The 24175-nt window shown below is 57.8% G+C and carries 16 protein-coding genes and 1 tRNA gene; 11 read left to right on the forward strand and 6 right to left on the reverse strand.

Features of this window, described 5'->3' with window-relative positions; all coding sequences use genetic code 11:
• Window positions 1–13: 13 nt before the first annotated feature.
• On the reverse strand, window positions 14–1744 hold the full coding sequence (locus tag P8935_RS00480) for a tetratricopeptide repeat protein (RefSeq protein ID WP_348263048.1): 1731 nt from the start codon (window positions 1742–1744) through the stop codon (window positions 14–16).
• Window positions 1745–1907: 163 nt separating this feature from the next.
• Here P8935_RS00480 and galA point away from each other — a divergent pair, with 163 nt between their 5' ends.
• Entirely contained in the window at window positions 1908–4898 is a 2991-nt protein-coding gene (gene galA / locus P8935_RS00485) for a beta-galactosidase GalA (protein ID WP_348263049.1), read from the forward strand.
• A 203-nt stretch (window positions 4899–5101) separates the two neighbouring features.
• Here the strand turns inward: galA and P8935_RS00490 are convergent, their stop codons facing one another.
• Window positions 5102–6115, reverse strand: a complete 1014-nt coding sequence (locus P8935_RS00490) for an AraC family transcriptional regulator ligand-binding domain-containing protein (protein ID WP_348263050.1) — start codon at window positions 6113–6115, stop codon at window positions 5102–5104.
• Between the two features lie 137 nt (window positions 6116–6252).
• Here P8935_RS00490 and P8935_RS00495 point away from each other — a divergent pair, with 137 nt between their 5' ends.
• The 6 genes from P8935_RS00495 (at window position 6253) to P8935_RS00520 (ending at window position 11721) form a co-directional block, all read left to right on the forward strand.
• Window positions 6253–7500 carry an aldo/keto reductase gene (locus tag P8935_RS00495; protein WP_348263051.1) on the forward strand — a complete coding sequence of 416 codons (1248 nt, stop codon included), beginning with the start codon at window positions 6253–6255 and terminating at the stop codon, window positions 7498–7500.
• 57 nt (window positions 7501–7557) lie between these two features.
• Entirely contained in the window at window positions 7558–8064 is a 507-nt protein-coding gene (locus P8935_RS00500; RefSeq protein WP_348263052.1) for a nuclear transport factor 2 family protein, read from the forward strand.
• A 77-nt stretch (window positions 8065–8141) separates the two neighbouring features.
• Entirely contained in the window at window positions 8142–9137 is a 996-nt protein-coding gene (locus P8935_RS00505) for an aldo/keto reductase (protein ID WP_348263053.1), read from the forward strand.
• Window positions 9138–9196: 59 nt separating this feature from the next.
• Entirely contained in the window at window positions 9197–10858 is a 1662-nt protein-coding gene (locus tag P8935_RS00510) for a carboxylesterase family protein (protein ID WP_348263054.1), read from the forward strand.
• Window positions 10859–10907: 49 nt separating this feature from the next.
• Window positions 10908–11369, forward strand: coding sequence for a cupin domain-containing protein (locus tag P8935_RS00515; RefSeq protein WP_348263055.1), 462 nt, complete (start codon window positions 10908–10910; stop codon window positions 11367–11369).
• Window positions 11370–11448: 79 nt separating this feature from the next.
• Window positions 11449–11721, forward strand: a complete 273-nt coding sequence (locus P8935_RS00520) for a hypothetical protein (protein WP_348263056.1) — start codon at window positions 11449–11451, stop codon at window positions 11719–11721.
• A gap of 153 nt (window positions 11722–11874) precedes the next feature.
• Here the strand turns inward: P8935_RS00520 and P8935_RS00525 are convergent.
• Window positions 11875–11962, reverse strand: a tRNA-Leu gene (locus P8935_RS00525).
• 266 nt (window positions 11963–12228) lie between these two features.
• On the opposite strand from P8935_RS00525, the gene purL reads away from it, so the two are divergent.
• Together purL and purF are read left to right on the forward strand one after the other, a co-directional pair.
• Window positions 12229–14676, forward strand: a complete 2448-nt coding sequence (purL, locus tag P8935_RS00530; protein WP_348265379.1) for a phosphoribosylformylglycinamidine synthase subunit PurL — start codon at window positions 12229–12231, stop codon at window positions 14674–14676.
• Window positions 14673–16184 (forward strand): amidophosphoribosyltransferase, encoded by a 1512-nt coding sequence (purF, locus tag P8935_RS00535; RefSeq protein WP_348263057.1) that lies wholly within the window; start codon window positions 14673–14675, stop codon window positions 16182–16184. Before purL ends, purF begins: the two co-directional genes overlap by 4 nt.
• A gap of 46 nt (window positions 16185–16230) precedes the next feature.
• On the opposite strand, the gene P8935_RS00540 is transcribed toward purF, so the two are convergent.
• Window positions 16231–17580, reverse strand: coding sequence for an MFS transporter (locus P8935_RS00540; RefSeq protein ID WP_348263058.1), 1350 nt, complete (start codon window positions 17578–17580; stop codon window positions 16231–16233).
• Window positions 17581–17770: 190 nt separating this feature from the next.
• On the opposite strand from P8935_RS00540, the gene P8935_RS00545 reads away from it, so the two are divergent.
• Both P8935_RS00545 and fusA read left to right on the forward strand, forming a co-directional pair.
• Complete coding sequence (locus tag P8935_RS00545) at window positions 17771–19795, forward strand: fused MFS/spermidine synthase (RefSeq protein ID WP_348263059.1); 2025 nt, start codon at window positions 17771–17773, stop codon at window positions 19793–19795.
• A 310-nt stretch (window positions 19796–20105) separates the two neighbouring features.
• On the forward strand, window positions 20106–22256 hold the full coding sequence (gene fusA, locus P8935_RS00550) for an elongation factor G (RefSeq protein WP_348263060.1): 2151 nt from the start codon (window positions 20106–20108) through the stop codon (window positions 22254–22256).
• A 365-nt stretch (window positions 22257–22621) separates the two neighbouring features.
• Here the strand turns inward: fusA and P8935_RS00555 are convergent, their stop codons facing one another.
• A complete protein-coding gene (locus P8935_RS00555) occupies window positions 22622–23809 on the reverse strand; it encodes a glutathionylspermidine synthase family protein (protein ID WP_348263061.1) in 1188 nt (395 codons plus the stop codon).
• Complete coding sequence (locus tag P8935_RS00560) at window positions 23809–24084, reverse strand: hypothetical protein (RefSeq protein ID WP_348263062.1); 276 nt, start codon at window positions 24082–24084, stop codon at window positions 23809–23811. The genes P8935_RS00555 and P8935_RS00560 overlap by 1 nt, the downstream gene beginning before the upstream one ends.
• Between the last annotated feature and the right edge of the window lie 91 nt (window positions 24085–24175).

Here is a 24175-nt window from a genome sequence, read left to right on the forward strand (position 1 = left end):
TTCGTTCGACTCCTCAGTTGAGAGGCGGAGACGCAGGGTTGGGGGGAAGAGCGATGACGAACTGCTTGACGTCTTTACGCTGGCGGAGAACTTCGGCGGCAGTCTGCTTTTCAATCTCGTCATGCTTCTGAAACTCGAGCTTCGCCTTTTCTTTTTCGCCGATGCGCTCATAGGCGACTCCGAGGCGATAGTGAGCCTCGCTCAACTGTGGACTAACCTCGATTGCCTTCGAATAGAGGCTCGTCGCCTTTTCAAACTCACGCTTCGACGCATCCAGATTGCCTAACTGCAGGTAAGCCTCCGCGCATTTAGGATCAACGCTGACTGCCTTGGTCAGCATGGCCTCGATCCGCTGCATAGTCTGCGGATCAGTAGAACGGCCATTCTCCTTCCAAAGGGCCATCGCATAAAAATAATTCGCTAGCGCGTTGTCTGGTTGAAGTCGAACAAAACGCTCCAGCTTCTCGCGCACACAAGCGAGAGGGTTAGGCGCGGCGATCTCAATCTTGCCCATGAACGTGTACGGATCAGGGTCCGCCGGATTTAGATCGGAGGCCTCGCACAGACGATTTGCGGCATCGTCGTAAAGTGCACCCGCGAACAAAGCTGCGCCAAGAGCGGTCAGCATCCGGGCGGATTTCGGGAAACCCTTCACTCCCTGCTCGAAAACGGCCTGCGCCTGCCAAACAGCACGGTGATAAAGTAGCTCGGACCCCCACTCAAAATAGTTCTGTTCGCTGGGATCCATGCGTACCGCCTGTTCGTATTCGTGAACCGCAGTCAAAGGGTCGCCAAGTTTCTCATCGATTGAGCCGGCAAGACGGTGCAGGTCGGCCGCGTCGTGTTCTGCGAGCAGTTGCTGTACGTGATTCCGCGCCTGCGTCAGGTCCCCAACATTCTCGCAGGCTTGCGCCAGGTCGTATTCGTTGTCAAAGTCGCGAGGGTTGATCTCGAATGCGGTCTTCAACAACGTAGCGGCCTCGGGATACCTGCCCTGGCGCAGATAGAACTCGCCCAATCGGTGATTGGCTTCAAAATCTCTGGGCGCATCGGTAACAGCCGTACGCAGTTTTTCTTCCGAAGTTCTGGCGGCAGCGCCATCAGCGGGTATGGCGGTTGTTCCCGGTCCGACAGCGCCAGGCTTGAGCGTGAGGGTTTCGCGCGTGAGAGCCTCGCTTGTACGAAGACTGGTATCTGACCCGTGTCCGCCTGCAGCCGTCCAATCCGTGACCCCGGCCACCGCGAAATTAGGATTGTCAGCGAACTCCATCGCCGCGGCGGAAGCCGTCGATCCCTTGTGCGATTTATCGCCGTTGGTCGAAGGATTTACCAGTCTCAGATCCAACTCATATTGGCTGTGGAGTGAAGAAATCGTCAAAGCCGCGTCATGGCTTTGGACACCCGCCACCTCTGCAATCAAAACATAGCTGCCGGACGCAAGCCCTGCGAAAGTGTATTCGCCCTTCGCATCCGCAACTGTTTCAGCCTTCGAAGTGCCTTTTTGCTGAAGGTGAACAGTAGCGCCGACGACAGGCTCGCCCGCTGCATTTAATACCTTGCCGTGAACTGTTGCGCTGCCAGAAATACCTGCTTGGGCCGGAACCTGTTGATTATAGGCACCGCACAAAAACCCCAGACCAAGCAGAGCGACAATCTGAAACCTTCGGCCCCCGCGTGCCATTTTCGCCCAATAGCTGCTGAGAACAACCTGAGCGAATTGATAGCCGATCTTCAACAATTTCACCACATCACCTTATCAGAGCGTAGAGGAATCGTAGACCAACGAGGAGACGACAACGAGCCCGTTTCTTTTTATTGCGAATGGAGCGTGACCCACTGGTGTATAACGTCAACGTATAAAAATCCTGGCTTAATTCGGCCTGTAGCAACCTCAATTGGAGGCAGAAATGAAAACCTTTTCACGCCGCGATGTCCTAAAGTCCAGTCTGCTTGCACCTGCGGTCGCTGCGACGGCCCATGCACTTTCTCCTATCGATCCCGCCGTTCGCGCTGTGACAAGCGACGTTTCTGGACCGCTCAGCGCGCCGGTCACCGTTTCCTCTCCGATGCCCGGCGCCGGGCGCGAGCGCCTCCTGCTCGATTTCGGTTGGAGCTTCCACCTCGGGAACGCCGATGATCCCGCTAAGGATTTCGGCTACGGCAGTGCCTCCGCTGGGAATTTTCAGAAGACTGGGAACTTCATGCCGGCCGGTTCAACCTCCTTCGTTGAGGAGGACTGGCAACGCATCGATCTGCCACATGACTGGACGGTCGAGTTGCCCTTCAAGAATGATCCTGATCTGCAAAGCAAGGGCTTCTATCCGCTCGGCCGTAAATATCCCGAGAACAGTATCGGCTGGTACCGGCGCATCTTTGAGATTCCAGCCGAGGATGCGGGAAAGCGGATCACCATCGAGTTTGATGGTGCGTACCGCGAGACTACGGTCGTGTTCAACGGCTTCTATATCGGCCAGCACAGCGGCGGCTACGATTCGTTCAGCTTTGACGTTTCAGACTTCACCAATCCCGGCCAGCCCAACGTGCTTCTCGTGCGCGTAGACGCTACCGGGAGTGATGGGTGGTTCTATGAAGGCGCTGGCATCTATCGGCATGTATGGCTGGTAAAGACGCACCCTGTGCACGTCAAACAATGGGGCACACTGGTCCGTTCGGATGTTCGACCCAGTGGAGCGAAGCTGTCGATTCTGAGTGAGGTCGAGAATAGGGGTAATGCATCAAGCAATGTGCGCGTAATCTCCACCATCGTCGATCCTTCCGGTTCACCCGTCGCAAAAGATGTTTCCGCCTCTGCGACGATCTTGACCCGCGATCAACACGACTTCACTCAAGAGATCGCTGTCAGCCGGCCCGCGATGTGGTCGCTCGAAGAACGCAACCTCTACAAACTCGTGACCGAAGTGCAGGTGGATGGCAAACCCGTCGATCGCTTTGAGACGATCTTCGGCATTCGCTCTATCAAGTTTGACGCCGAAAAAGGGTTTCTGCTCAACGGAGCAGCGGTCAAGCTGAAGGGCACTTGCAACCACCAGGACCATGCGGGACTCGGAGTCGCGTTGCCGGATTCAGTGCAGTACTATCGCGTCCGCAAGCTGCAGGAGATGGGATGCAACTCTCTCCGCACGTCCCACAACCCTCCTACCCCTGAATTGCTGGATGCCTGCGATCAGTTGGGAATGCTTGTGATGGACGAGACGCGCATGATGTCGTCCAATCCCGAAGGTCTCGGCCAGTTCGTCAATCTCGTTCGCCGCGACCGCAATCATCCCAGCGTCTTCATGTGGTCGCTAGGCAACGAGGAGGGGACGGCTACCAACGACAAGGGAGCCAATATTGTAACTGCCATGCAGCAGGCTGCCACACGGCATGACGGCTCGCGTCCCACAACGATTGACGGCATGATCAACGGGGAAGCCGCGGGCAGCGGCACCGGTGGTCTTGCTGTTTGCGACGTCATTGGATATCACTATGCCGATCCGCAAGCGGAAGCCTTCCACAAAGCACATCCCGAAAAACTGGTGCTGGGAACGGAAACCGTGAGCGCCGTGTGCACGCGAGGCATTTACATTACCGACAAGTCCAAAGGCTTCGTAAGCTCCTACGATCCCTACACCAACTCCGGCCGCGCCTCCGCCGAAGGGTGGTGGAGCTTCTGCAACGCGCGCCCATGGCTGGGGGGCGGCTATGTCTGGACCGGCTTTGATTACCGCGGCGAGCCCTCGCCCAATGGTTGGCCCAACATCAGTTCGCAATACGGCATCCTCGACATGTGCGGATTCCCTAAAGACTCGTTCTTCTACTACCAGGCGTGGTGGACTCAGAAGCCGGTGCTTCACCCCTTCCCGCACTGGAACTGGCCCGGCTACGAGGGAAAGAAAATCGCCGTGTGGGTCTACTCAAACCTCGACAGGGTGGAACTGCTGCTCAACGGAAAGAGTCTTGGCGCAAAAGACGTAAAGAAGGACGCACACGTTGCATGGGTGGTTGAGTATGCGCCGGGATCCATCGAGGCCCGCGGGTTTAAAGATGGGAAGCAGGTCATGACCACGCGCCGCGACACTACCGGGTCCGCCGCCAAACTAATACTCACGCCCGATCGCAATTCGTTGTCCGCTAATGGCGAAGACGTGGCCATGTTTGCCGTCGAAGTGCAGGACGCAAGCGGACGCACCGTGCCCGTCACTGACAACGATGTGACATTCAAGGTGACTGGACCTGCGAAGCTTATCGGGACAGGAAACGGGGATCCGACCGACCAGACCGCCGACAAGGGCACATCGCGCAAAGCATTCTCCGGATATTGCATGGCCCTTGTCCAAGTAACGAAGACTCCCGGCACCATCACCGTCGAGGCCAAATCCGCCGGGCTCACGTCTGCAGTCGCAACCGTTTCAAGCAAGCAAACCGAACTGCGCCCGCAAGTCGCGATCTGGCAGCGGCCCGTTCCCAAGGGTGCCGGCGTGACAGGGCTGTGGATCGCAGCTTCGGATCCCGGCGCCAGCATGGTGTCTTCGTTCCTCGGCTCCCCGCGCATCTTCACGCTCACTCAGCAAGACGGAAAAATCACCGGCACGGTAGAAGGGCCCGGGGGATGGTTTGGGAGCGATGCGCCGGCCCCTGTCGTTGACGGCGTTGTTCAGGGTGATCGTGTCACTTTCAAATCCGGCATCAACATCTTTGAGGGGACAATGAAGGGAGAGCAACTCGAGCTTCAACGTACGGTCAAACTACCGTGGAGCATGCCCGCTCCAAAGAAACCGGATCCCAATGGGCCTGTTATCGGCCCTGCACCCGACGGTTCCGATCCATCATTAGACATATCGGATTTCGCGAGCGTTGGCAGCGCCATGTCTATGGTGTTGAAAAAGTCAGAACGCTGAACGGTTCGACACGCAATCAACCGCGGGACCATACAAGGGCGCTGAGATCCCGCCCGAAACCTGCATGCCCCAAAAGCAATTGAGAGATACGCGCATGTCGCCGAGCCTTCATGAGAGCGCGGGAGGGCATCTGGTCTCGTTCTGGGTTCATTCTGCCGAACGCCTGTTTGGACGCGAACCTCTTATTCTGGTCGCGACTTGCCTCAATTAACGTCAGCAGTGCGGTGAGTCTCACGCCAATCGCTCGGTGGCACGCCCTCCCATGTGCGAAAGGCGCGACCGAACGAGTTCGGATCTTCGAAACCAAGTAAGTATGCGGTCTCATTCAATTCCAGTACGGAATTGGAGAGGTAGTACCGCGCCATCTGGTGTCGAGCTTCATCCAAAACCCGTTGGAAGCTAGAACCCGATTCCTGCAAGCGACGTTGCAACGTGCGAGAGCTCATGTGAAGGGTCTCGGAGATCACATCCATTGAGGGGCGCTCCCCAGTCAATCGATCCTGGATCGCGCGGCGCACCAACTCGATGAAACTGTCCTCTTCCTTTTCCGTGTACTGTCGCAGCTGCTCTTCAAATTGCGGCGCGAGCAATTCGAGCAGTTCGACGTTCCGGGTGACAAATGGCGTGGTGGCATCGGAGGCACGGAAGATGATTGCGTTGCGCGGAGCGCCGCATACCGCCTTGCAGCCAAAGCTGCGCTCAAGCACGCGCAGATTCTGACGTTGTTGCACGTACTCCACTCGGAGTGGATTCAGCTGCGTTCCGGTTCCATGTCGAGCGAGAGAAATCATCCACGAGAAACAGTAGTCCGTGAGCACATGCGGCTCTGCATCGACCGCAAGCAGCCATCGGAACGCAACGCTGAACTCCTGTTTGCCGAGCTTATTGAGGATCTCTTCTGGCGCGGTCAGCTTCTTATAGCGAGCCAGGTGCTCGGTGGCGGTCACGAGATTCTGAGTTGAGAGAGCGGCGATCGCCATAGGGTGAAAGCGCTCTGTCTTCGTTTCGATGCCCAGTTTTACACCCATAAGCGGATCGGAACTGACCACCTCGACGGCGTTCCATAGTGCAAAAAGCTCTTCGGTGGAGACGAGAACGCGCGTCTGCTCAAACAAATCTCTGGGAAGTCCCGCCTTGCGCAGCACTGCGACGACTGATACGCCGTGCTCCTTCAACTTGAGGGCAAGACGGCCTGGAACACGAAAACGCTTCAGCATGACGGAGTCCTCCAGCTGGTAGCGTACCGGATTTCCGATTTGCGCACCATTCAGACCGCGCCAGAATGCCAGCAGAAGGCGCCAAAAAAGATTGGCGTGATTCGAAGCCATATTGGCGCGTCTGGCAGAGCGCAGCGATGACACTGAGGCTAATGTGGGGAATATCGGTGCTGGGCGCAGTCAGCCAATCAGTCTCAAACACCCTTCCACGATGGACGAAAGGCTCAGAAATGCAGGAATTCAATGACGCGGGCACAAAGCGCAGCATGAACCGCCGCTCGTTCCTAGGCATCACCGGAACCGTCGCAGTTGCAACGGCTGCGGGCGGCCATGCAGTTTCGGCAGCAGCCGAACGAGGCACGCAAGTGCGAATGAATGGGCGACGGAAGCTGGGTTCGCTCGAGGTATCGAGCGTGGGTCTGGGCGTCCAGAATATGAGCCGCAGTTATGAAACGCTCGTGCCGTACCGCCCCGAGATGATCAGTATCATCCGCGCAGCCTATGACCATGGCGTGACGTTTTTTGACACGGCTGAGGCTTATGGGCCTCTGGAATGCGAACGAATCCTCGGTGAGAGCATCGCACCATTCCGCAACAAGGTCGCAATCACCTCGAAGTTCGGCTGGAATATCGATCCGGAGACCGGTCGTTTCCAAATGGGGCTGAACAGCAAGCCTGACCATATCAAGAAGGCTGTCGAGGGGATGCTCAAGCGGCTTCGGACCGATCGAATCGATCTTGTGTATCAGCACCGCGTTGACCCGCAAGTTCCGATTGAAGATGTTGCTGGCGCGGTCAAGGACCTTATGTCCGAGGGAAAGATTCTGCACTGGGGTCTTTGCGAGATGGGCCCAAATACCCTTCGCCGCGCGCATGCGGCGCTTCCTGTCAGCGCCGTGCAGAATGAATATTCAATGCTCTGGCGCGGCCCCGAAGAAGAGATTATCCCGCTGTGCCAGGAATTAGGTATTGGGTTCGTACCGTGGAGCCCGTTGGGCGTGCAATTCCTGACGGGGTGTATTGATGAGAATACCCGCTTCGCGCCTGGCGACATCCGTGGCATGGAACCGCGCTTCTCGCAGGAAAACGTGAAGCACAATATCGAACTCGTAAAGCTCGTCAAGCAATGGGCTGAACGGAAGAATGCCGCTCCGGGTCAGATCGCTCTTGCTTGGCTGATGGCGCAGAAACCGTGGATTGTGCCGATCCCTGGCACGACGCAGATGGCGCACATGATCCAAAACGTCGGCGCCACTTCGGTTGTGTTCACCCCTGACGAGATCAAAGAGCTGAACGCCGCGGTATCGGGTATTCAGATTCAGGGAAAACGCCTGCCGGACGGGATTCTCGCCCTCTCGGGCGTAGAGGCGCCGGCGAGGAAATAGAAAGCGAACAATGCACTACGGATACCGAAAGGTCAACGAAACCTATCAAGGAGAGCCATGAAGACCTTAATGTTTGGTCTGTTCCTATCAACACTGATTGCGCCATCGTCCTACGCACAGCAATCGCCAGCGCCACCAACGGAAACCATCAAAACTGCCGCAACTCAAACACCCGAGCAACAAGAAGTGATCAACCTCTCCAATACGAAGTGGGATTGGATGGCAGCGAAGAATGTCGATTCCCTGGAGACACTATTCGATGACAAAGCTATGTTCACTCACATGGGAGGGACCTGGGGGAAGTCGCAGGAGCTAGCGACCATTAAGAGCGGTGGCATCTGGTACAAAAAGGCCGTGGTCTACGCGGTTGACGCTCGCATATTTGGCAACACAGCCATCCTCCTGGAGGACATTGATCTGCAGGCGGCAGTAGGTGAGCACGAAGTCACAAATCCCTTTATGGTGACTGAGGTTTACGTGAAGGAAAACGGCAAGTGGAAGCTCGCCCAACTCACATTCTCGCATCTCCTCAGGCCGGTCAAAATGAACAGCAATAAGAATTAGCTGCAAACATCGAAAGAATCTGCGACGAGATTTGGAGTCGCGGGTCCGGCCACACGCATGGTCGGCGAGGAAACAACATGAAGAAGAGACGGTTAGGAAAGAGCGACCTTGAAGTAGCTGCAATCGGTCTCGGTTGTATGGGCATGAGCTCGGCCTATGGCCCCGCCGCAGACAAGGGCGAAATGATCAAGTTGATCCGAGCCGCATACGATCTTGGCGTGACGCACTTTGATACCGCCGAAGCGTATGGTCCATTCGTAAATGAAGAACTGGTAGGCGAGGCGCTCCAGCCGATCCGCGACAAAGTGACGATCGCCACCAAGTTTGGCTTTGACATTGATCTTGAGACCGGTGCCCGCCGCGGAGGGACCAACAGCCGGCCGGAGCACATCAAGCAAGTGGCCGACGCTGCTCTGAAGCGTTTGCGGACCGACACCATCGATTTGTTCTATCAGCACCGCGTCGACCCGAACGTGCGGATCGAGGACGTGGCGGGTGCGGTGAAGGAGTTGATCGCTGAGGGCAAGGTGAAGCACTTCGGCATGTCGGAGGCGGCCGTTCAGACCATTCGCCGGGCCCACGCCGTGCAGCCGGTTACCGCAGTGCAAAGCGAATACTCGCTCTTCTACCGTGGCCCGGAAGCGGAACTTTTGCCGGCGCTCGGGGAGCTTGGTATCGGTTTCGTCCCATTCAGCCCGCTGGGTGCCGGGTTTCTCACGGGAAAGATCGACGAGAACACCAAGTTCGATCCCACTGACTTCCGCAACATGGTGCCGCGCTTCACAGCCGAAGCACGCAAAGCCAACATGGTGCTGGTTGATCTGGTCAAGAACGTGGCGGAGCGCAAGAACGCGACGCCTGCGCAAATTGCATTGGCATGGCTGCTCGCACAGAAGCCATGGATCGTACCCATCCCTGGAACGACAAAGCCGCACCGGCTGGAAGAGAATCTCGGAGCAGCGAACGTCGAACTCAACGAAGCTGACCTCAAGCAGATCGATGAAGCATCTTCCAGCATGAAACTCGAAGGAGCTCGCCTTCCTGAAGCTGTGCTGAAGATGACGGGGCTCTGATCATCTTCTTCAATTGGACAGATTGGCTGCAACAGAAGTCGAAAGGCAAAGACTACGAAATGAAACTGAAGCTCGCCCTCCTGACGCTATGTCTCTTCGTCTTTAATCTTCAAGCGGCATTTGCTCAGTCGGGGCCTGCAGGCACCGCCGCCGGGCCCAGCGCAGTTGCGGCGCCAACGGTTCGGACGCACTACGGTGCCGTGCGCGGCGTGACCGAGGAAGACGTGTCCAGCTTCAAGGGGATTCCCTTTGCCGCGGCTCCTGTCGGTGAATATCGCTGGCGCCCGCCGCAATCGTTGTCCCCGTGGCAGGGCGAGCGCGATGCCTCCAAGTACGGAGCTGACTGTCCGCAGGGCGCCTTTGGTCCCAGCGCCGGAGCAATGTCGCCGACATCGTCGGAGGATTGCCTCTTTATAAACGTGTGGAAACCAGCGAATGCCGCGGCGGGGGCGAAACTACCGGTGATGGTGTGGATCTTCGGCGGCGGGTTCGTATTCGGGAGTGGTTCCTCACCGAGCAATTCGGGAGTGCAGTTCGCCAAGCAAGGCGTCCTGTTGATCACCTTCAATTACCGCGTGGGACGTTTCGGATTCTTCGCCTTCCCGGCGCTAAGTAAGGAACATCCTGAAGAGCCCAAGGGCAACTACGCCTATATGGACCAGATTGCCGCACTAAAGTGGATACAGCAGAACATCGCCGCGTTCGGAGGCGATCCGAAGAACGTCACCATCTTTGGATTCTCCGCAGGCGGTGTCTCGGTGCACAGCATGCTGGCTTCGCCAATGGCACGCGGGCTGTTCCAGAAGGCGATCGTCGAGTCTGGCGGTTCGCGTGACAGCGTGCTGACCGCGCGCCCGATGAGCAAAGACGGCGTCGATCCGAACTATCCGGTATCGGCTGAAACCATTGGGATCAAATTCGCGCAATCCATGGGGATCGAGGGAACGGATCAGGTCGCGCTGGCAAAACTGCGTGCGCTCAGTGCCGAACAGGTTGTCGGCGGCGCTCGCCCCCCGCAGGGCGGCAGCACTCAGTCTTTTGAGACAACGCCGATTCTCGACGGGAAACTCGTGACTGAGACCGCGGAGACTGCGTATAAGGCCCATCACGAGCCGCGTGTTCCGCTCATGCTCGGAAGCAACAGTGCCGATACCGCAGGCAATCGGATCAGAGCTACGACCAAGGATCAGTTGTGGGCCCATTTCGGCCAGTGGAGCGCAGAAGCAAAGGCAGCCTACGACCCCGACGGAACGAAGAGCCTGGCAACGCTGGTATCGGAGGCTAACGACGATTTCGGCCAAGCCGAGCCGGCCCGCTTTGCAGCGAGCGAGTTCGCGACTCACGGCTCACCGGTTTATCTCTATCGGTTCTCGTACGTGCAGACCGGCATGCGGCAAATGCTTCGGGCTGGAACACCTCATGGCGGCGAAATTGGCTTTGTCTTTGGCACGTTGGGCGCCGGGGGTTTTGGACCACCGCCACCCCCTGCAACAGACGAGGATCGGGCGGTCTCAAAAATGGCACAGGGCTATTGGGTCAACTTCGCCAAGACTGGCAATCCGAATGGCGCGGGCCTGCCGACCTGGCCGCGTTACGACCCCGGGAAGGGTTTGATCTTCGAGTTCCATCCAGACGGCACTGCAGGCGCGATGGCTGATCCCTGGAAGCCGCGGCTCGATGTCATGCAGAAAGCGACCGAATCAGGTAAACGCGCCGACTGAAGACGCAGAACAGCAACGTCGACAACAAATATCGAGGAGAACATAAGGCATGAGAACAACATCACTGGTCATCGCCTTCGCAGCGAGCCTGCTATTCATCCCGCAATCGCAGGCACAAACATCCGCTACCGGCTTTCCCAAGGGTGAACTGTCGAACGCGAAGAATCACACGGGCAATATCTGGCTCAGTGAGCTCAATGTTGGGGACAGCACCTTCGATCCCAGCATCGCCATGGCGACGTACGACGCAGGTGCAAAGCTGGACTGGCATATTCATCCGGGTGGTCAAGTTCTGCTCATCACGGAGGGCACCGGCTACTACCAGGAAAGAGGCAAACCGGCGCGCATCGTTCACAAAGGAGACGTGATCAAATGCGCTCCGGGTGTGGAGCACTGGCACGGCGCAACACCGAATGACACCTTCGCCTATATCGCGGTCACACCGACTGCAAAGGGCAAGACCATCTGGCTTGAGCCCGTCAGCGATAAGGACTACAAGAGCGTGAAATAAGGTTCTCCAAGCTAATCGGCCAGTGCCACCATTGTCTGCTTGCTTGCCCACAGTTCGGAGGAAATTCTGAGCTGAGGCAGTGCGTACCACGCACCGCGTGCGCTGCTGGGTAGGACGAGATGGCTCAGGGCGACTAGCTTGCGGAATTGTTGCTTCAATGTGTTTCTACTGGTGCCGTCAACTCCACGACCTAGCTGATAGTCACTCTGCCGTGCGCGGAACCTACCGCGTGGACATCATCGTTTCTCCGTCGCAGCGTTTCGGTAATCCGAGATATGCCAGCGTCAGCAATTTTCTTCAGTACGTAGCCCGTGGCAGCATTCACGTTGGCGTCGCCCAGAGAGATGTCTGATTCATGGCCCCTAGAATATTCCACGAGAGCATTCCTCTTCCGGTCGGGCGAAGGGGCGGACATCAGTTACAACCACCAGCCATCAGAACAGCCACCAAACGATTTGGCCTTCCGAAGCGGAGAGGCCAATTCAACCTAAACTCTTAATTTTGTTGGTGCCGGGAGGGGGGGTCGAACCCCCATGACCGCAAGGGCCGGCGGATTTTGAGTCCGCTGCGTCTGCCAGTTCCGCCATCCCGGCATGGGGTGGGGCGCCATGAAAAGTATCGCATAGACGCTGATTATCAGGCTAGTTACAACAGCGCCAGGCTTATGTTCATCGCACTTTTCCAAGGGCGAGCGTATGTTCTCGGGTTACGTCGGCAGACGAAGCCGGACGGGATGTCAGTGCAATTGGGCTGACACAAGGATGTTGTGGATTTTCCCAGCGAAACTCCACCTAAGTTCTTTACCTCTGCATCTCGCCGAATGGTCCCGGAATCCCGTGCGACAATGGAGGCAATCGTGATGACTACTGCCTCTTCTGCAGTCGTTCCCGATCCGGTCGTGGTTACCCCGGAATTGCTGGCTCAGCACAGCATCACTCCGGATGAGTACGAACGGATTCTGGCGGCACTGGGACGCGTCCCTTCCCTCACCGAGTTGGGCATATACAGCGTTATGTGGAGCGAACACTGCTCCTACAAGTCAAGCCGCGTGCACTTAAAACGGCTCCCGACCAAGAGCGACCGTGTGGTGCAAGGTCCGGGAGAGAACGCCGGCATCATCGACGTGGGTGACGGTTGGGCATGCGCATTCAAAATCGAAAGCCACAACCATCCCAGCTACATTGAGCCCTACCAGGGCGCGGCGACCGGCGTGGGCGGAATTTTGCGCGACATTTTTACCATGGGCGCGCGACCGTTGGCGGTCATGGACTCGTTGCGGTTTGGGCCGATCCAGCCGGAACCGGGTGTGGAACCGGAACTGGTGACGAAGAACCACTCCATAGTTGAAGGCGTGGTGAGCGGCATCGCCGGCTACGGCAACTGCTTTGGCGTTCCGAATCTCGGCGGGGAGACAAAGTTTGAGCCATGCTACAGCGGCAATCCGCTGGTGAATGCTTTTGCGTTGGGGCTGGTCCGCAAGGACGAGATCTTCTACGGCAAAGCAACGGGAACCGGGAATCCGGTGATTTATGTAGGCGCGAAAACTGGGCGCGACGGGATTCACGGCGCGACGATGGCTAGCGAGGAATTCCACGCAGGAACTGAGGCAAAGCGGCCGAATGTGCAGGTTGGCGATCCTTTCATGGAGAAGCTACTGCTGGAGGCCTGCCTCGAGGCGATGAAGACCGGCGCGATTGTCGGCATCCAGGACATGGGTGCCGCGGGACTGACGTGCTCGACCTGCGAGATGGGCGCGCGCGGCGGCGTCGGGCTCGATGTGGAACTGGACTTTGTTCCCCAACGCGAGACCGGTATGAGCGCGTACGAGATCATGCTGTCGGAAAGCCAGGAGCGCATGCTGCTGGTGGCCGAAAAAGGACGCGAAGACGAGGTGCTACGGGTCTTTGCGAAGTGGGGCTTGGATGCAGTTATCGTTGGGACCGTTCAGCCTGGACCGCGGTTGCGCATTCGTCATCACGGCGAACTTGTGGCCGATATTCCGAACCAGTCACTGACTGATGACGCGCCGCTTTATCACCGGCCGGTGGGGACGTGGACCTCCAGGGTGCCGTCAGATGCGCCGCCGGAGGCTCTGGATGAACTTTCCAAGGAACGCGACTTCACGGCTGATCTAAAGCATCTGCTAGCAAGTGCAAATGTGAGCTCGAAGCGCTGGGTGCATGAGCAGTATGACACCATGGTGCAGACAAACACAGTGCTGGGGCCGGGCGGAGAAGCCGGTGTGATGCGGATCAAGGGCACCGGAGCTGTGAACCATGAGCGCGGCCTTGCAATGGCGCTCGATGGCAATGGTCGATGGTGTTATCTCGATCCGAAACTGGGCGCGATGCACGCAGTAGCCGAAGCTGCGCGGAAGGTTGCAATGACCGGCGCGCTGCCTGTGGCTGCGACGAATTGCCTGAACTTTGGAAATCCCGAGAAACCTGAAATTATGGCGCAGCTTTCGACGGCCATCGATGGCATTGGGGAAGCCTGCACTGCGCTGGGAACGCCGATTACGGGTGGCAATGTTTCGCTCTATAACGAGACCAAGGGCGAAGGAATTTATCCAACCCCGGTGTTGGGTATCGTCGGCATTCTCGACGATGTGTCCAAGGCTGTCCCCGCGGCGTTTCAACGGGCTGGCGATGCGATTTTGCTGCTATGGCCGGTACCGCGCGGCGAAGATCCTAAACCTGATCTGAAAGTCCCGTTCAGTCCGGAGCCGATGCGATATTACCCGGTGGATGTTGAAAACAAACCGGTGCCGGAAGCAGATCCTGAAACACCGGAGGCTACGGCGGCGCAGAATCTGGCGGCGTTTGGAAGCTCGGAGTTTGCGAAGGCGGTTCTCGGAAGCTTGTGGGGAACACCTCCATCGCTCGATCTTGATGCGGAGTCGGACTTGCATGAGTTGCTGATTGTGCTGGCGGCCCGCAAGCTGATTCGCTCGGCTCGAGACATCTCCGATGGCGGCATCGCGGTGTCAGTGGCTCAAGCCGCGTTCGCAAACGGAATTGGGGCAACGGTGAAACAGGAGCCGTCGCTGATGACGCACCCGCTGTTCGGACTTTTCGCGGAGCCGGCATCGACGGTAATTCTTACGACAGTGCATGAAAACATCTCCGAGATCGAGCAGTTGGCTAGCGATTCCAGCTTCTTCTGCGCACGGATCGGCACGACAGGTGGCGATCGGCTGGAGATTTCGGTGTATGGGGATGTGATGATCTCCGCACCACTGAATGAATTGCGTGAACCATGGGCCAGGGCACTTGAAGCAGCACTCCACAATGAGGTGACGGCATGAGCCGGTTGCTGTTTCAGGGGGTCGAGGACGTTGAAGATATCTCATCTATCCTCGCCGCAGAAAGCGCACCTCAGCACGCGCCATTGATCGAACAGGATGACAAGCTGCGCGAGGAGTGCGGCGTCGTCGCCATTCACGGACATGCAGATGCGGCGCGGATGGCCTATCTCGGACTGTATGCGTTACAGCATCGCGGGCAGGAGTCAGCCGGAATTGCGACCGCCGACGGACAACACCTTGCCAACATCAAGGGCATGGGACTGGTGTCGGAAATATTCACCGACGAGGTGCTGCAGAAGCTCCCCGGAGAGATGGCAATCGGGCACACGCGATACTCGACGACCGGCGACTCCGCGCTTTTGAATGCGCAGCCCATTCGCGTGGATTCGACCAAAGGCTTGATCGCGATTGCGCACAACGGCAACCTCGTAAACCTGGGAACGGTGCGGACGAAACTGGAGCGCGATGGCGCTTATTTTCAGACCACCTCTGATTCCGAGATCATTGTGCAGTTGATCGCGCATTCAAAGGCGGGTTCGCTGGTGGATGCGATTGCCGATTCGCTCAGGCAGGTTGAAGGCGCATTTTCAATTGTGATGATGACGCGCGACCGGATTTTTGCCGCGCGTGACCCGCGTGGGTTTCGGCCACTCTCAATGGGTCGCATCAAAAATCAAGACGGACCAGACACGATTGTGTTCGCGTCGGAGACGTGCGCATTCGATCTGCTGCGCGCTGAGTACGAGCGCGACGTGCTGCCTGGAGAATTGGTGATGGTGACGGACGACGGCGTGACAAGCCGCCAGTATGCGACCGGTGTTCCTCAGTCGAGTTGCATCTTTGAGCATGTGTATTTTGCGCGGCCCGACAGCAGGATCTACGGGCGCTGGGTGCAGGAGAGCCGCGACCAGATGGGTCGTCAACTGGCACGCGAGTCGGGCGTGATCGCGGACGTGATTGTGCCGGTGCCTGACTCGGGCGTGACGGCAGCGCTAGGCTACGCGGAACAGAGTGGCATCCCATTTCGATTTGGCTTGATTCGCAATCACTATGTTGGGCGCACTTTTATTGAACCCGAACAACGTGTGCGCGACTTCGGTGTGAGGCTCAAGCTCAACCCAGTGCGCAATCTCCTTGAAGGCAAGCGCGTCATTCTGATTGACGATTCCATTATTCGCGGAACCACGAGCCGGAAGATTGTGCGCATGGTGCGCGGTGCGGGTGCGAAGGAAGTGCATTTGCGCATCAGTTGCCCGCCGACAATTTCGCCGTGCTTTTATGGTGTCGACACGCCCAGCAAGAAAGAGCTGATCGCTGCGAATAATAGTGTCGAAGAGATTCGTCGATATATTGAAGCCGATTCGCTGGCATATCTTTCGCTGGAAGGTCTGCTGAAGTGCTGCGACGGCAGTGAGCACAACGGCTACTGCACGGCTTGCTATACCGGCAACTATCCAACTGCGTGGGTGGATGTCGATGAGATTCTGCCCGCAACGGCGAACGCCTGAAGTCGAGGCGCGTCGGCAGTCGCTTTCCCCTGTCGGCTTGCTTATTTCATGCCGGTTCGTTTGCCAGGACTGCGCCGGCAGCGATTCCTCTTGAACGTGCCAGGCTACGCGTCAGTACAAACATGGCCAGGGCAGCACCGAGACTGGGTATCACCAGGCCACGGAGCCCAAGCCAGTAGGTGCCGGTTGCATCTTTTGTGACGCCCATCCAGTAGGGACCGATGAAGCCGCTGAACATCGTAATGGTATTCATGGCGGCGATTCCGGCAGCGGCGGCGCGCCCCGCGAGGAACTGCGTAGGCACTGCAAGCGCCGGGCCCTGCATCGCCATGAAAGCAACAAAACTCAACGCCAATGAAGCGATGATCATCCAGGGTATACGCACATAACTTGCGATTGCATATCCAACAGCCATGAGGATGCAGGGAAGGATGCAGTGGAGTGCTCGTTCGCCGGTGCGATCGGAGTGCGCGCCGTTGAGCAACATGGCAGCTGCTCCAGCGACACCAAATAGGGCGACTAGAAATCCCACGTTTGTGACGCTCCAGCCGGTGGCTCCCTGCAAGATCGCAGGTGCGGAGAAGTAGTAGGCGTAGTTTGCGGTGAGCGCACAAAGAAAATAGGCGCCGATCATCCAGACCTTGGGAGATAGAAGCGCACGCATAACACCGGCTTCGTGGCCGATGTGCGCATGCGCCGAGTCAGCATCAAGCTGCCGTTTGAGCCACATCCTCTCTGCGACTGTGAGCCATGCAGCTTGCATGGGCCCGTCGGGAAGTATCCAGAGGAAGACGAAGCTGAAGAGCGCTGCGGGCAATCCTTCGAGGAGAAAGAGCCATTGCCATCCAGAAAGGCCCAGCCTGCCTTGAAGTCCCATGAGCCAGCCTGCGACTGCACCCATCAAGACCGAGCTAAGCGGAAGCGCAATGTAGAAGCGGCTGACAGCGCGTGCACGCATGCTGGCCGGAAACCACAGTGTGAGGTAGTAGAGGACGCCCGGGAAAAAGCCTGCCTCGGCCATGCCAAGCAAAAGGCGGACACCATAGAACTGCCACGGCGTCTTGACGAACATCATGGCTGTAGCGAGTAAGCCCCAGGTGAACATGATGCGGGCAAGCCAGCGTTTTGGTCCGAAGCGGAGGAGCAGCAGGTTCGAAGGTATTTCGCAGAAGGCATAGCCTATGAAGAAGAGGCCCGCTCCTAATCCGTAGACCGTGGCGCTGAAATGCAGATCGCTGTTCATCCGCAGCGATGCGAAGCTGATGTTGATGCGATCCATATAGGCCAGCCCATAGCCAATGGAGATGATGGGAAGTAGACGGAGCGCGGCTTTGCGCTGTGCGGATGCACCAATCGCGCGGTCGCCTTGTTCGTGGTCGTGTCCGACGGATGGCACTCGCGCTGACCTCAGGGGATTGAATGGGCTTGCCGCGAGCGGAAACCTGCGGCGGGGTAAAGCGAATGTATCACAGTATTGGCGAAGGCCGGGTTCGGGCGAGGCTCCGATGTTGTGATAGCATCCGCCTGATTGTGTGCGGGCTTCGCCTGATGAGGCTTGATCGCCAAATTGGCTCTTCGAGGATGGGATGACGGGTTCGCGGTGGCTGTTTGGAAGTGCAGTTTTTCTGGGTGCATTCCTGCTTTTTCTTGTAGAGCCGATTGCCGCGAAGCAGCTGCTGCCAGTACTGGGCGGCTCGGCAGCGGTGTGGGTTACCTGTCTGGTCTTTTTTCAAACTGCGCTCTTGTGCGCCTATTTATATGCGCACTGGATGAGTCGTCGCCCGCGCTGGAATCTGTATTTCGCTCTGCTGATCCTCGGATTCGCGTCGGCTGTGGGATGGTGCTGGCGAATCGGCGGCGCCGAAGGCGCATCCACGCATCCGATCTTGACCGTATTTGGCGTTTTGGGCGGCACCATCGGACTGCCTTTTTTGGTGCTGGGAACGACGAGTCCGCTGATGCAGGTGTGGTGGGCGCGTCTGCATGAGTCTGTGATTCCCTACCGGTTGTTCGCCCTTTCGAACTTGGCGTCACTGCTGGCGCTCGGGCTTTACCCTACTGTGATCGAACCGCGATTAACACTCGAGGCGCAGCGGATCGCATGGTGTTGCGGTTTCGCGGTCTTCGCATCCATCACCGGCTTGCTGGCCTGGCAGACGCGGAAAGTTGAGAAGACATCCCTTGCTGAAATTGCAGTTGATGATGAGGGTACAACTGCTCCGCCCATGCACAGACTGCTCTGGGTGCTGCTGCCGATGGGCGCGGCGATGCAGCTGAGCGCGGTGACGAGCTACCTGACTGCCAACGTCGCGGCCATCCCCCTGCTTTGGATTCTGCCTCTCGCCGTTTACCTGCTCACCATCATCTTAGCTTTTGAATTCCCTCGCCTGCTGCCGCGCAGCCTGGTTGCGCGTTTTCTGATTCTGATGCTGGCAGGGTTGGGTTACGCACTTTCAAAACAAGATGTGGAATGGCCGCTACGGATCAGCATCGGCTTCTTCCTGATTGAAGCGTTTGCGGCAGGTCTCTTCTGTCATAGCGAAGCGTATCGGTTGCGACCGCAGCGCGCGGCGGAGTCCACTCTGTTCTACCTTTCCTTTGCGGCAGGCGGCGCGCTTGGCGCGTTCGTCATCGGCATCCTGTTTCCGATGGTGTTTCGATTCAACCTCGATCTCGTGATCACCTGTTGCTTCACGGCGTTGTTGGCGTTGCTAGTGATGTGGGGAGACGGCTGGAGTGTGCGGCTGTTGTGGGGAGTGGCGACGATCTTGATGGCTGTGCAGATTTTCTGGATCAACATCGTGAACCAAAGAAACACTACCGTCGCGGTACGGAATTTCTACGGCGCCCTGCGCGTGAAGCAGAATTTCGGCTTTCCGGGAGCCACGATGCGGGTGTTGACCAATGGGAATGTTGAGCATGGAACGCAGATATTTGGCACCAATGCGCAGCGCAGAACGCCTACCAGCTATTACGCCGAAGATTCAGGTGTAGGTCTCGCGATCCGTAATTGTTGTAGCGGAGGCGCGCGCAACATTGGTGTGGTCGGGCTGGGAGCAGGGACGATCGCTGCCTACGGACGCCCGGGAGACCGGATCCAGTTCTATGAAATCAACCCGTCGGTGGAGCCTATTGCCCGGAATGTATTCACGTACATTCGGGATTCGGGCGCGCGCGTATCGATTATTGATGGCGACGCACGGAGGTCTCTCGCTGCCGAAGCGCCGCAGGGATTCAACGTGGTGGTGGTGGACGCGTTCTCAGGCGATGCGATTCCGCTGCACCTGCTGACGACCCAGGCTCTTGCACTTTATCGACGGCATCTGGCTCCCGGCGGGATCATCGCTTTCCACATCTCAAACCGGCACGTCGACCTGGAGGCGCCCATTGCGCTTCTGGCGAAGGCCGCCGGAATGCGCGCCATGGCGATTACAACGGCAGCTAATGACGACCGGGGCGAATTTACCGCGACTTGGATGCTAGTGAGCGACAATGCGGATTTCTTTGCGCAACCTGAGGTAGAAAAGGGCTCTCGGCAACCCCGGGAAATCGCCGGCCTGCGACCGTGGACCGATGATTTTTCAAGCCTTCTGCCGGTTCTGCACTGGTAGGTGGCCGCTGTCACAGGACGGCGTTGGACCGGCTGTGATAGCATCCGTTTTCTTATAGCTGGACGCCCGGCGGCGTTGTGTTGCACCTGACCGCCCCGCGCCTGCCGGGGACTCTCCGCATGGACGAGGAAGACGGCAGACTGGGCCCTCGAGCCCGGCAACCCGGACGCGTTGACGTCCTCACGGACGCCTACATGATGTCCCTGTGCCACCCGCTCTACAACTCTCCACTGGGTGCCCCAGGTCTCGAGTCTGAGACCTGGGTTGGACCTTCGCAAACTCAAAGACCTAATCCAAGACGAGGTAAACCATGAAAACGTACCAGGGAAGTGAGATCCGCAACGTAGCTGTAGTGGGGCATGCTCAGAGCGGTAAGACGACGTTAATCTCCGCGCTGCTGCATGCCGCCAAGATGACACCAGCACAAGGTAGAGTTCAAGACGGCACGGCCGTGACCGCCTATGACGAAGAAGAGATTGCACGCGGCACGACCATGCAAAATGCTGTCGCGTTTGCAGAGTGGCAAGGGGTAAAGATCAATTTTGTTGACACTCCGGGATTTCACATGTTCTCGCACGAGGCGCGCGCATCGCTGCTGCCCGTGGAGGCAACATGTGTTCTGGTAAATGCCCAGCATGGCATCGAGCCGGTGACAGAGCGGGTGTGGAAGTACGCCGATGAGGCGAACGTTCCCCGCTTTGTGGTGATCAACCAGATGGACCATCCCAAGGCGGGTGGCGGCGGCGGCTTGAGCGCGCTGATTGAGGATTTGCATGAGCGTTGGGGACGCACTTGCGTTCCGGTGCAGTTGCCGATTTCAGACGCACAGGGTTTTCACGGTGTTGTGGACCTGGTGACGATGGAGGCGTTCTACTACACGCCTAATGGTGACGGACGCGGCAAGATAACAGGCGAAATCCCGGCGAGCATTGCACAGCAGGCGAAGGAAGCACACGAGGCGCTGGTGGAACTCGTTGCCGAAGGCAAAGACGAGTTGATGGAAGAGTACTTCGCCGAGGGGACGATTCCGGAGCAGCATTTGATTACCGCGCTGCATGAGGCAATCCGCGAAGACCGCATCTTCCCTGTCTTGTTTGCCAGCGGCGGAACGAACGTAGCTACGGATCATTTGCTGGATTTCATCAAGGTGTACGCGCCATCTCCGACAGAGCGCGCGCCGATGCCAGTAAAGACATCGTCGATGCAGGCCGTAGCGGCCAATGGCGGTGGCAGCGATGCAGGTGCAGGCAGCGGCGTCTCTTTCCGCAAAATGGAAGATGGCGAACCCACAGCGCTGGTCGTCTTCAAGACAATGAGTGATCCGTTTTCGGGCCGCATCAGTTTTTTCAAAGTCGTAAGCGGCGTGGTGAAGAATGATGCGACCCTTGAAAACTACACGCGTCGAGGTCAGGAGCGGTTCTCGCACCTGAGCGTCATGCAGGGACGCAAGGCCGTCGAAGTTACCGAATTGCATGCCGGCGACATTGGTGCAGTGGCCAAGTTGCGCGAGACTCTGACAGGCGACACGCTGGGAGCAAAGGGTGGCGACATTCAGATCGACCTCGCCCCGCTTCCCGAAGCGGCAATGACGTACGCCATTGAACCGAAGAGCCGCGCGGATGAAGACAAGTTGGGACCGGCAATTCACAAGCTCATGGAAGAAGACCTGCTGATTCGATTCTTCCGCGATCCGCAGACGAACGAATTTCTAATTGCAGGCGCGGGGCAACCGCACATCGAAGCCATCGTATCAAGGCTAAAGAAGCGCTATCACGCCGAGGTTACGCTGAAGGCGCCGAAGGTTCCCTATCGCGAAACCATTCGCGGCAAGGCCGACGCGCAGGGCCGGCACAAGAAGCAGAGCGGCGGCCATGGGCAATTCGGCGATTGCAAGATTCGCATGGAGCCGATGCCCCGAGGTGGCGGCTTCGAGTTTGCCAGTGAAGTTTTCGGAGGAGCCATTCCGCGCAACTTTATCCCGGCCATTGAGAAAGGCGTCGTCGAATCCGCCGCACGCGGTTATCTCGCTGGCTATCCCGTGGTTGATTTCAAGGTCATCGTGTACGACGGCAGCTATCACGATGTCGATTCCAACGAAATGTCATTCAAGAAGGCCGGTCGCCTGGCCTTCCGCAAAGCGATGGAGCAGGCCAAGCCTTGCCTCCTCGAACCCGTAATGAAGATTGCCGTCGAAGCCCCGGATGAATTCGCCGGCACTCTGATGGGCGATCTCAACGGACGGCGCGGGCGCGTGCAGGGCATGGAGTCCAAGGGACGCACGACGGTGATCAACGCCGAGGTGCCGATGGCGGAGATGCTGACCTACGGCACGTTGCTGACTTCGATGACACAGGGCAAGGGCAGCTACCGAATGGAAATGCACCATTACGACATCGTTCCGCAACTCGTAGCCGACAAGATCTTGGCGAATGCGAAGCGGCCGGTGGAAGAAGAAGAATAGCGGCAAACTAAAACCGAAACCAGGATTCTTTAAGATCCGCAAAGCTCGTCGGCACAACAAAGTCAACGGGCTTTGTTTTTTGTCAAGCCGACAGACGGAGGTTAACCTCTCAACTCATTGATTCTTCTGGCACAAAATATCCGCTGCATTTTGCATGAAATTTTCGCCCTGGCGAGCAAGATATTTACATGTGTAGAAACAAATCCGAGGAGCAGCGCGACGCGCCGGCGGAGTACCGGATTTGCGCCCCCTCCCCCGGGTATTACTACTCTTTTCTTTCGCCTGTCCTTCAGTAATGTCTGCCTCGGTGAGGACAAGAAAGGATCAGGAATTGGAACTGAGTCCAAAAGTAAGCATGCGGATTCTTATCGGAAGAGGTGTGGAACAAACGCACTGGTGTTATTCGTGATCAGACCTTTGGATTCGCGGATGCCCATGCCTGCTGATTCGCCATCGATTAGCCAGGAGCCGAAGACGGCAGTTTTGCCTCCAGCATTGGCCATGGGCGCAATGGATTGGTAGACGCAGTTTTCCGCAGTGCCTGACCCTGGAGCGCCTTCGATGACATTGCCATCGCGAATGACTGCAATTCCCTGCCCTTCGCGGCCGAAGAAAGGCTTGCGCACATAGCTGGTCAATTCGCGCGGCCCATCGAGATATGCGGGCAGGAGAAATTCGTGACCCGGATTCAGTTCCCACAAGATCGCCAGCAGCGCCTTGTTAGACCACATCATCTTCCAGATGGGTTCGATCCAGAGCGTAGAGCCCCAGGTGCGGCGGTCTTTACGCGGACCGTACTCGCGCAGGGCCGATGCAGGCGGAAGAGTGGAGAGGGCTTGCGGAGCGAATGGCTCGGAGAGAAGCCACTCCCACGGGTATAGCTTGAAGAGCGTGCCGATCGCATGATTGTCGAGATCGACGAAGGCCGCGTGCCTGGCATCCCAGCCGATCTGCTGCATCTGGATGTGACGCGTCTTGATGCCGGCCTGTTGCGCGGTGTCTTCGAGATACGCCGTGGTCATGCGATCTTCTTCGCTGCCTCCATCGGCGAAGTAGATCGGGCTGGTGGTGTAGTCCTTGAGGTCTTTCCACTTGGCGATGAGTTTCTCGTGCGCGGAGTTGAATTGATCGGCGTCGGGAAAGCAATCCTGCAGCCAATACCACTGCGCGACGGCAGCTTCGACGAGACCCGTTGGCGTGTCGGCGTTGTACTCGAGCAGCTTGATCGTGTCGCCGTCATAGGCAAGGTCGAGTCGTCCGTAGAGCGCGGGCGGCTCCGCGTTCCAAGCAGAACGGATGGCAGCGTGGGCTGCTTCAGGAATACCCATCTGTGTGAGGCGATCCTGATTGAGGATGATGTCGCCGGCAGCGAGGGCGAGGCGCTGAATTTCATTTGTCGCGGCTTCGAGGCGATCGATCTCGCGGGCGGAGAATTCCCAGTAGGCGGACTCATCCCAATAGGGCGTGCCATCGGCCAGGGTGTGATAGGTGAGGCCAATCTTTTCTACGCGCTTCTGCCAGTCTGCGCGCGGAGTCAAAGTGCGACGGCGCATCACTCGCCTCCTGCGGAGTGACCTTCACCGCCGATGCCGCCGAATCCACCTCGCGGTGTGGTGCTGCCGCCAATAACTGAATCGCCGAGATGTCCACCGCTGGAACCGCCGTAAACGTAGTGGTAAATTCCGCCTCCGCCGGTTACGTCGCAGTAGGAGTCCGGCTCCTTGCGGCCTTGATTATCAATGCAGTCGCGGTGCTGGGTGCGACATGCAGTCATGGAGAGAGCGACGGCGGCGAGAACGGTGAGATGGACTTCGCGAGACTTGCGCATGGGATTGATCTTGTGCGGCAAGGATAAAGAATATCCAACCATGCGGCAACTGCACGGAAGAGGCATGGCGTTTAAACGTTCCGGAATTGGT

The organism is Telmatobacter sp. DSM 110680, from assembly GCF_039994875.1.
Lineage (GTDB): Bacteria > Acidobacteriota > Terriglobia > Terriglobales > Acidobacteriaceae > Telmatobacter.